The organism is Luteibacter sp. UNC138MFCol5.1 (assembly GCF_900110505.1).
Taxonomy (GTDB): Bacteria; Pseudomonadota; Gammaproteobacteria; order Xanthomonadales; family Rhodanobacteraceae; genus Luteibacter.
The window spans coordinates 732021-737246 of the sequence record NZ_FODZ01000001.1; the positions used below are offsets into that span (position 1 = coordinate 732021).

Annotated in this window: 7 protein-coding genes; 5 read left to right on the forward strand and 2 right to left on the reverse strand. The window is 69.6% G+C overall.

The genetic code is table 11. The features are described from left to right. Positions 1 to 225 precede the first annotated feature (225 nt). Positions 226 to 1062 carry an alpha/beta fold hydrolase gene (locus BMY69_RS03165; protein ID WP_090175306.1) on the reverse strand — a complete coding sequence of 279 codons (837 nt, stop codon included), beginning with the start codon at positions 1060 to 1062 and terminating at the stop codon, positions 226 to 228. Further along, positions 1055 to 2176 (reverse strand): ferrochelatase, encoded by a 1122-nt coding sequence (gene hemH, locus BMY69_RS03170; protein ID WP_090056139.1) that lies wholly within the window; start codon positions 2174 to 2176, stop codon positions 1055 to 1057. Before hemH ends, BMY69_RS03165 begins: the two co-directional genes overlap by 8 nt. 110 nt (positions 2177 to 2286) lie before the next feature. Between hemH and BMY69_RS03175 the strand changes: the two genes are divergently transcribed. Genes BMY69_RS03175 through BMY69_RS03195 form a run of 5 tightly spaced genes read left to right on the forward strand, consistent with a single transcriptional unit; the run spans position 2287 to position 5094 of the window. Then, positions 2287 to 2979: a lipid-binding SYLF domain-containing protein gene (locus BMY69_RS03175; protein WP_090056142.1), complete on the forward strand. Its 693-nt coding sequence runs from the start codon at positions 2287 to 2289 to the stop codon at positions 2977 to 2979. Between the two features lie 44 nt (positions 2980 to 3023). Then, positions 3024 to 3269: a twin-arginine translocase TatA/TatE family subunit gene (tatA, locus tag BMY69_RS03180; protein ID WP_090056144.1), complete on the forward strand. Its 246-nt coding sequence runs from the start codon at positions 3024 to 3026 to the stop codon at positions 3267 to 3269. Positions 3270 to 3281: 12 nt separating this feature from the next. Continuing rightward, on the forward strand, positions 3282 to 3716 hold the full coding sequence (tatB, locus tag BMY69_RS19815; protein WP_254779307.1) for a Sec-independent protein translocase protein TatB: 435 nt from the start codon (positions 3282 to 3284) through the stop codon (positions 3714 to 3716). Continuing rightward, the gene (gene tatC, locus BMY69_RS03190) at positions 3703 to 4461 is read left to right on the forward strand and encodes a twin-arginine translocase subunit TatC (RefSeq protein ID WP_090056146.1); all 759 of its coding nucleotides are present in this window, start codon (positions 3703 to 3705) and stop codon (positions 4459 to 4461) included. The genes tatB and tatC overlap by 14 nt, the downstream gene beginning before the upstream one ends. Before the next feature lie 3 nt (positions 4462 to 4464). After that, positions 4465 to 5094 (forward strand): hypothetical protein, encoded by a 630-nt coding sequence (locus tag BMY69_RS03195; RefSeq protein WP_090175307.1) that lies wholly within the window; start codon positions 4465 to 4467, stop codon positions 5092 to 5094. The last annotated feature ends 132 nt before the right edge of the window (positions 5095 to 5226 follow it).

The window sequence follows — 5226 nt, forward strand, 5'->3', positions numbered from 1 at the left end:
GGCTGTCGCGGCCAGGTCCGCTCCCACACCCGCCCGCCATTGTGGGAGCGGCCCCGGCCGCGACGGCTTTTCGCCCCGGTCATCGGGCTTGCGCGCCAGCTCGCAGGTTTGGCCTCGAGGTCCGTTTCCACCACCGATCGCCGTTGTGGGAGCGGACCTGGCCGCGACGGCTTTTCGCCCCGGTCATCGCGCTTGCGCGCCAGCTCGCAGGTCCGCTGCTTGCAACTACAGCGCGGCGTGCAGCCAGTTCGCGACGGCTTCGGGATGTTCGAGGTGGAGGTGGTGGCCGCCATCCATGTGCGTGACGCGGATGTCGTCGACGCAGTCGATGCGGATCTGCAACGCTTCCGGTTCAAGGTAGGGCGGGTGCGGGCGGGCGAGCAGGAGCGACGTGGGCGCCGCGAGGCCGAGCAGCAGCGCCATCACCTGGGTTTCGGCGAGCCGGATCGCGGTCGGCCGGGACAACCGCGGATCGCTCCGCCAGCTGTACCCGCCCCCGACCTCACGCAGCCCTCGCGCGACGATGTGCGTGGCGAGGCTGGCGTCGAGGCCGCTGGCGAGCGCACGGGCGCGGGCCGCGTCTTCGATCGACGCGAACACGCGCAGGGGGCGGTTGCCCTCGGCTTTCGAGGCCATCGCCTCGCGGAAGCGGTCGAGGGTGCGCGAGCCGTCGTCGCCGAGCGGGCCGAGGCCTTCGATCAGCGCGAGCGCACGAATGCGTTCCGGCGCGGCGATCGCCACCATCGTCGCGACGCCCGCGCCCAGCGAGTGGCCGAGCAGGTGGAAGCGCGGGAGGGCGAGCGCGTCGGCGGCGGCGAGTACCGCGCGCGCATAGTCCACGTGCTGGTAGACGGTGCCCTCGGGCAGGTGCGCCGAGTGGCCGTGGCCGGGGAGATCGAGCGCGATCACATGGAAGCGGTCGGCCAGTCGTGGCGCCAGCAGCGCGAAGCTCGCCGCGTTATCGAGCCAGCCGTGCAACAGGATGAGGGGCGCCGCATCGGGTTCGCCCCAGCTCAGGCCGGCCAGTTCCAGGCCGGGAATCGCGACCTTCAATTCACGCATCGCTGCTCACCGCGCGGGCGCGCTCGCGGGCCGCGGCGAGGCGGACTGCCTCCGCCGCGGCGTCGTAATCCGGGGAGAACTCCGGCCAGCCCTGGCCATGGCGCAGCACGAGCGACGCCAGCGCGCGCACGTGCGACGGCGTCGCGTTGAGGCAGGGGATGTAGCTCAGGGTTTCGCCACCCGCTTCGCGGAAGAAATCGGCGTTCTGCATGGCGATCTCCTCGAGCGTCTCGAGGCAGTCGACCGCGAAGCCCGGACTGATCACGTCGATGCGCTTGAGGCCCTTCGCGCCCAGCTGCTTCACGGTCTCGTCGGTGTAGGGATGGAGCCAGCGCTCGCGTCCCACACGGGACTGGAAGCTGATCAGCGCCTCGTCCTCGCCCATGCCCAGCGCCTCGCGCAGCAGTCTCGCCGTGGCGTGACACTGGCAGAAATACGGGTCGCCGGCGCGCAGGTAGCGCTCGGGAATGCCGTGGAAGCTCAGCAGCAGCTTTTCCCCGCGCCCGTTGGCGGCCCAATGCGCCCGGACGCTCGCCGCCAGCGCCTCGATGTACGCCGGCTCGGCGTGGTAATCATTGATCTGGCGCAGTTCGGGCGGCCAGCGCAGGCCCTTGACGGTGTCGGCGACGGCGTCGAAGACGCTTCCCGTCGAGGTGGCGGAGTACTGCGGGTACAGCGGAAGCACGATCAGGCGACGCACGCCCTCGCGCTGGAGCTCGGCGACGCGGCTCGCGACGTCCGGTCGGCCATAGCGCATCGCCAGCGCCACCCGGACCGGCCCCGGCACGACGGCCGAGAGTTCCGCCTGCAGCGCCGCCGCCAGCGCCTCGCTGCCGGTCCGCAGGGGCGAGCCCTCAGGGGTCCAGATGCGGGCGTAGGCATGGGCGGAACGTTTCGGGCGGATCCGCAGGATCACGCCATGCAGGATCGCCTTCCAGAGGAGTCGCGGGTATTCGATGACGCGGGGATCGCCGAGGAACTGCGCCAAGTAGGGCCGCACGGCCGCGGCGGTGGGCGCGTCAGGTGTACCGAGGTTAACCAGGAGGACGCCGACGCGGGGCAGGACGTCATGGGAATGGCCGGCGAGGCCGGTATAGTTCGGGGTACCTGGCATGGGCGTATGGCGCTCGCGGGGATCCTTCCAGTCTGCCACAGGGCGGGCTGCCGGTTCCCGCGCCGATTGCCGCAGCCCGCGCCATCCCGTGCATGAAAGGAGCCCACACGATGACCCCACGCCCGTCCCGACTGCTCGCCCTCGGCCTTCTCGCCTTCGTTCCCGCGATGGCGGCCCAGGCGGCCGATCCGCCGAGAAAGCAGGCGACCGAGGCCGTCCGTGTGCTCAAGGAGATGATGAACGACGCCCCGGACAAGTCGATCCCGTCGGATCTTCTGAAGAACGCCTGCGCCGTCGCGATCATCCCCGGCATGGTCAAGGGCGGCTTCGTCTTCTCCGGCGCCAAGGGTGAGGGCCTCATCGCCCAGAAGCGCGACTGCTCCGGCGAATGGTCGAACCCCAACTTCATCTCCACCGCGGCGGCCGGCGTCGGCTTCCAGGCCGGCATCCAGTCGATCGACGTGATCCTCGTCTTCCGCACCCACAAGGGCGTCGACCAGATCATCGACGGCCAGTTCACCATGGGCGCCAGCGCCTCCGCGGCCGCCGGCCCGGTCGGCCGCTCCGCCATGGCCGCGACCAACGGCAAGATGAACGCGGAGATCTACACCTATTCCCGCGCCAAGGGCCTCTTCGCGGGCATTTCGCTCGACGGATCGCGCATCAGCATCGATGACGACTCCAACGAGGAGATCTACGGCCCCGGCATCACGGCCCGTCGCATTTTCGAGGGCGGTGTCACGAATGTTCCAAGCGAGGTCAACGCGTTCAGGGATACACTGGAGGAGTACACTCAGAAGTAATCCCCGTCCCAGACCGGCGCCCCGGCGGTGCCCCCGAGGTTTCCATGAGCATTACCCATATCGTCCTCCTGCTGCTTGTCGTCGTGCTGATCTTCGGCACGAAGAAGCTGCGCAACATCGGCTCGGACCTGGGCGGTGCCATGCGCGACTTCAAGAAGGGCATGGACGGCGACGACGACACCCGCCAGACCCGCCAGGGCGACGAGAAGCTCCGTGCCGATCCGCCGCCGGCCGCCCAGGTCCCGCCGGCCCACAGCGAAGCCGGCGAGCCGCGCGACCGCACCCCCTGATCCGGCAGCGCCATGATCGACATCAGCATCGGCAAGCTGCTGCTCCTGGCGGTGGTGGCGCTCATCGTCCTTGGACCCGAGCGCCTGCCGCACGCGGCCCGCACCGCGGGCGCGTTGCTGCGGCGCGTGCGTAACGGCTGGGACAGCGTCCGCGCCGAGGTCGAGCGCGAGATCCACGCCGAGGAGATCAAGCGCACCCTGCGCGAGACCGCCGACAACGCCCGCGCCACGCACGACAGCGTCCGCAAGGATTTCCGCGACGCGGGCGAGGGCTTCCGCGATGCCGGCGCCCGGCTGCGCGAGGCCGGCGACAGCATGCGCGACACCATCACGGAAACCCAGGCCGCACGCGTCGAGCCGCGCGACCCCGATCCGGCGGTCGACATGCTGCCATTGAACCGCGACGGCAAGGCGCCGTCGGGAACGGAACCGCATGACCGCACGTGAACCCGATCCGTCCCCGGAGGACGTGGTCGAAGAAGGGCTGTTCTCGCACCTGATGGAGCTCCGCTCCCGGCTGATGCGCGCGATCGTCGTGCTGCTGCTGGTGCTGCTGGCCCTCGTCCCGATCGCCAATTACCTCTACGCCGAGCTGGCGCGCCCGCTCGTCGAGCGCATGCCGCACGGTGCGCACCTCATCGCCACCGAGGTCGCGAGCCCGTTCGTCACGCCGCTGAAGCTGGCCTTCTTCGTCGCGCTGTTCGTCAGCATGCCGATGATCCTCTACCAGCTCTGGGCGTTCGTCAGCCCGGGCCTGTACCGGCATGAGAAACGCCTTGCGCGACCGCTGCTGGTGGCGTCGCTGGTGCTGTTCTATTCCGGTTGCGCGTTCGCGTACTTCATCGTCCTGCCCGCGGCGTTCAAGTTCCTCAACGCCGTGACGCCCGAGGGCGTCGCGATGATGACCGACATCACGCATTACCTCGACTTCGTGATGTTGATGTTCTTCGCGTTCGGCCTCTGCTTCGAGGTGCCGGTCGCCGTGGTGATCCTCGCCGCGATCGGCGTCGTGGATGCCGAGAAGCTCAGCAAGGGGCGCGGTTACGCCATCGTCGGCGCGTTCGCGATCGCCGCCTTCATCACGCCGCCCGACCTGCTTTCGATGATCATGCTGGCGGTGCCCATGTGCATCCTTTACGAACTGGGCCTGCTCGCCGTGAGGTTCCTGCTGAAGCCGGCTCCCGCGGAGTAACGCATGGGGGCCTCGATCGGCTGGTTCGCGGTCAAGGGAAAGCACGGCGACGAGGTGCTCGCCGCGATGGACCTCGTGCGAAACGGCAAGGTCGCCTCGCATCCCGGTCGGGGCTATTCGCTCGACCTGCCGAACGGCTGGTTCGTCGTCGTGTCGCGCTTCGCCGCGCCGCTGATCGCCGAGGCGGAGATGCGCCGCCTCTCGCGCGGCTGCACCGTGCTCGTGTGCGAATACGACGATCATGTCATGGTGAGTTCGTCCGCCTGCTACGTGAACGGCCTGCGCAACTGGCGCGCGGAGCACGACGGCCAGCAGGACGATTCACGGCACCTCTCCACCAGTGGTGGCCTGCCGCCCGCGTTCGACGCGATCCACGCGCGCATCGAGGCGATGCAGGACGCCGCGGACGCCGAAGGTGACGACGTCGACCATTACTATTCGCTGCCGGTCGAACTGGCGCAGAGCGTCACGACCTTCCATGCCGACCTGCCGGCCTCCGCCTACGGCGCCGCGGCGTGCGACGGTTGGTCGTTCGCCGACGCCACGCCATCCGCGCCGGTCGATCCGGACCTGCCGCGCAAGGCGCGCCGGGCGGTGGAGAAAGCCACCCGCCCGTGGTGGAAACTCTGGTAAGACCCCCAGGCCCGACAGCTGCGGTAGGAGCGGCCCTGGCCGCGACAGCTTCTCGCCCCGGCCTCCAGCCTCGCGCGCCAGCTCGCAGGTTCGGCCTCGGGAGCTGTCGCGGCCAGGTCCGCTCCCACAGCC